The sequence below is a fragment of the Bradyrhizobium sp. UFLA05-89 genome (assembly GCF_059803475.1).
Genome location: NZ_JBANBA010000228.1, coordinates 1 through 3,726, shown reverse-complemented (window position 1 = coordinate 3,726; position 3,726 = coordinate 1). Strand labels below are relative to the sequence as shown.

Annotated in this window: 2 protein-coding genes; one reads left to right on the top strand and one right to left on the bottom strand. The window is 57.2% G+C overall.

The window, feature by feature from the left end; genetic code table 11:
- Nucleotides 1–360 precede the first annotated feature (360 nt).
- Nucleotides 361–831, bottom strand: a complete 471-nt coding sequence (locus tag SO139_RS45695) for an ATP-dependent DNA ligase (protein ID WP_498542110.1) — start codon at nt 829–831, stop codon at nt 361–363.
- Nucleotides 832–1,739: 908 nt separating this feature from the next.
- On the opposite strand from SO139_RS45695, the gene SO139_RS45690 reads away from it, so the two are divergent.
- Nucleotides 1,740–1,922 (top strand): hypothetical protein, encoded by a 183-nt coding sequence (locus SO139_RS45690; protein ID WP_474804956.1) that lies wholly within the window; start codon nt 1,740–1,742, stop codon nt 1,920–1,922.
- Nucleotides 1,923–3,726 lie beyond the last annotated feature (1,804 nt).

Genomic DNA, 3,726 nt, shown 5'->3' with positions numbered 1-3,726 from the left:
GTACTCTCGGCATCAGACCGTTAGAACAGCCTTCCCGTCACGCTCGCAGGCGACGCAGCCGTCAGGAACGACCCCCCTTTGGGCCGTTCGACATGCGTAACAAATGGTTTTCCTACTAAGAGAGCTGCCGGTGAGCCACCCACCCTGACAGCAGGCTTGTTCTCATTGAGGGGACGTCACGAGGCGACAAAGCCGGGTGGCCCATGGAGGCCAGGACCATTGCGGCTCTCCCTGCTGATCACAAATGAAAAGCCTTGGCTGGTCCGCTCCAAATTTCCAACTCCTCGAGGGGACTATCGAGGCGGCTAAAGTGCAGGGCCATTTTTCACCCTCCACGTTCGCCCCCGGGCTCCTAGGAACTTATAGCTCCCGCTCCATCGATGGATGACTGCGGTTCTTTACCCTGATCCAGAACTTTTGCCGGCCTCCGCGGTAAGGTCGATCGCGGTGCTTCGACACCAAACCCTCCAAGCCGATGCGGCACGCCGCGCGGAATAGGTTTGGACCGAACTCGCCACGCTCGAACGGCGCCACGGTGATCCCATCCGGCCGGCGCGCCAGCAGCCGCTCCAGGTTCGTCTTGCGAAGGTGCAGTGGCAGCTCGCACAAATCGTCGCCGCCCATTGCCAGCACATCGAAAGCGTAGAGCTGCACCTCGTGATCGTGCTTGCGCGAGTGCAGCGCGTTGAAATCCGCGATGCCGTCCACTCCGAGGATCACGGCTTCACCATCGATGACGAAGTGCTTCTGTCGGTTCTTCAGCGCTTTCTCCGCGATCCACGGATAACGCTTAGTCCAATCGGTGCCGTTGCCGAGATAGCAGGCGCACACGCTCGTTCTCCCGGATAACCCGGTAGCCATCGTGCTTCACCTCATGAATCCAGTCCGGCCCCGCCGGGACCTGTTTGCCGGCAGTAGCCAGGCAAAGCTCGTACGCCGTACGCATAAGTCGAAGATAGGAATGTGCGACAAATTTTTCGAATCGAAAGGGGCCGCCTTTCAGCGACCCCTTGCCGGTTGCAATCTTGTTCGGGATGGAAATGCCAGCCCCGGCGACCGGCACGTTATCGGTATCTAAATGCCAAGTGGACTCCGTACAACTACCGTGCGGAGCACTGTCCTAATTCCTCGGGATTTGTCAGTTTTCTGGCCCGAATTTTTAACATAAGCTAGTAACCACCAGCGGCATCTCGGGGCCGTCATGCCTTACGACAAAGAAGCATGGGCGCGATACATCGCCAGCCAACAAGAGCGCAGGCGAGCCATAAGCAGTTTTAGCGGAGAGATGATGCGTCGCTCCCGTGAGCAACTTACGCAGTCCTACGAACTCCTCGCGATCGAACTGCCCTACGTCTGGCATCCTGAGCCGCCGGACGAGAACTGTCCCCGGACCGACTTCGCTCGCGATCGGGAACAAGTGGCAACAGTGTGAGTCGGCGACGCGGCGTTCGGCTCCACAACGCAACGCCGCCACGAAAGGACCTCAGCTAGCGCCAGCCCCGGAGCTGAGGTCCTTTTTCCCTGACGCGAAACGTTGCTCATATCCTCGTGAGCCCATGGGATTTAATCCAATCTGCATGTCTTTAAGCCTGTCTGTGCAAAAGTGGACATAACGTTCTTGGCGCTTGATCTAGCCTAGCGTCGGCTTGGCCCGCCCAGATGCGCCAAGCAATCTCCAACGGCCCGGCATTCAGGGTTGTGCTGGGGCCGTTTCTCAGGCGCGGAAAGTGGAGGCGCCCATGAGCATCGAGCGTATGCACACATCCAAGTATTGGCGGATGCGAGCAGACGAGTTCCGCGCGAAGGCGGACAATTGCGAACACAGACAAACGGAAGATACGTTGCGTCGGGCGGCGAAACACTATGACGATCTGGCAGCTCGTGCTGAAAAAATCCGGACCGTCGAAGACCTCGAAGCGTAATGCCGCTGCAGAAGTGCAGGCCTGGTCACTGAGCCGCGTCTACTGGACTTCGCAAATCCGGCGATTGCGATCCTAGAGTTCGTCCCAACCGCTCTTCGTTGTCCGCTATTGCGTCGTAAGCGTCGGCCACGCTGAGATTTTGTCGCGTAGTTTCTTTGTTAGTCATCAGATCAGCAATGGCAGGTAAAGAAAAGTTTTGTTCGATCCATCGCGATCCGTCCGGACTAACCCATGAACCTCCTAATCGATTGGCGCAGCGGACGCGCCTTCAGAATGCCTGTCGGATTGAACCAGCAGCTCCTGAGTCTGACCAATTAGGGACATGTCGGTCGCGGTGACTTTAAGGGCAAGTATGCAGCAAAATTTCTCTTTCCGCTCGCTCGTCTGTGCCGCATCCAGGCGCCCCTAGCCTCAAATGAAAAGACGCGGCGCGAATTGGAGCAGATGGCGATTGAGTACGGCCGGAAGGCGGAACAGCAAGGCCAGCAGGATAGCTTAGCCCGCTCTGAAGTAAGGCCGCCTCAGTTGCCGGCCTCTCTTTTCAAGACCCGGACATAGCTGTCGTGCAGTTCGAGCCGGCCACGCTCGACTGCGATCCTCGCGTGTGCCCGATGCACGCCTATGTTTCGCCGGCTGTTCTTCTCTCGTTTAACGGCGTACGTGTCCTCCCCGAGTCCCGGGAAAATTACTGTCGGGAGCACTGTCCTGAAATTTCTTTCGCTAACGTTGGTTACCGGACAGAAAAAACCAACTAATGACGCTAACATCTTATACTGAGACAGGCTTATGGGCTGTCCCTTTGAGAGGCATACTTCAGAACCCCGCCCCAAATATTAAGCTTTCCGTTCTTCCCTGACTTGGGGCGGGGCCCTTATCGGAGTCACGCACTCAGCGGGGCAAACAGAATTAGCATCGCCAGTGAACAAGTTCACAGATTGCGTCGCTGGCTCACAACTAAAATGATTGCGGAATTCGTGGTGGAAATATCTCTAATCCAAGTGGGTATCATCATGAGAAATCTGTTCTTGATCGCAACGGCAATTGTCTCCGTAGCAGGCGCGACGACCCATCAAGCTCGCGCGTGCACTTTGCACTTTCCGGCCTTCGAAGTGACGGGCTTCCCGATCTCGCGGCTCCAAGTGGCAGTGCTGGGAGGAGCCCAGGTTGAGGAGAGTTCGGCAACGCCAAACCTGATGTCGGCGGGGATGCCCGCTTCTCCCAATCAGATCGCGGTTCTGACCCCACGCCCGAAGCCACGGATAGTTGCGGCGTCAGCCGATCCCAGCCAACTCACCATCGGGCTGGCGAGGCCTAGCTCGCAGAAGAGCACCGTGGACACGTGTGCCGCTGATTGATATTGGCAGACCCATCTTCGGTATCTTGCGCTACCCGCCTTCGGGCGGGTTCTTTTTGTAGCGAACCCTGCACCGAACTCTCAGAGATTCGCATCGCGCTGGTGACGAGCTTGGGACCGGCAATCTGGAGCGTCAAAAGTCTAGGGCTCGGTTCTTCATCCGGTGCGCTTCATCCCGTCTGCAATTGCGCCCTCAACCTCAGTGGCGAGCAGGTGCTCCGCCAGCCGCATTAACAGCTCTCGCTTTTTAGGATCGGTTGCCAAGTCTCGGATTAACGCGCACTTCTCACTGCGCCTGCATGTCCTTCATCGGCGGCTTACCGCTCCTTTGCTGGAACGTTACAAATACATCCTTGAGCCAAAAGTGAACAGTGATCTTCCCCCGAAAAAATGGACAGAGTTAAGCGGCTTTTAGCTCCATCTCGATCGGGCTGATATAGCCGATGGCGG